The sequence below is a fragment of the Gardnerella sp. C0684A1 genome (assembly GCF_055326835.1).
The window spans coordinates 1-262 of the sequence record NZ_JBLTSX010000041.1 but is presented as its reverse complement, the minus strand read 5'-3'; the positions used below and the strand labels follow the sequence as shown (position 1 = coordinate 262).

Here is a 262-nt window from a genome sequence, read left to right as displayed (position 1 = left end):
GTCCGCTCTTGGCTCGATTTCGGTCATCTCCAGACCTATTATCGTTCGCGGTGTTCAATACGAACGCAGCGCGCCTTCAACGACATGTCGATTTCCTATCGCGTCGTTGAGAAGCGCAGCGACGATCGCGTCAAGCTTGCGGCCGAAGCGGGGTGGTACGAACGATTGCCTCCCGAATTGCGGCTCTACACCCCCGCATTTATTGGAGCGGACGGGACCGATGGCGAAATTTCCGCTTATCGGATTGAATACTTGCCTATTC

The 262-nt window shown here is 55.3% G+C and carries 1 protein-coding gene; it reads left to right on the top strand.

Annotated features, from left to right (window positions below; genetic code table 11):
* The coding region (locus tag ACNEUN_RS06290) for a hypothetical protein (RefSeq protein ID WP_463631583.1) at window positions 1-262 on the top strand (262 nt) is incomplete at both ends.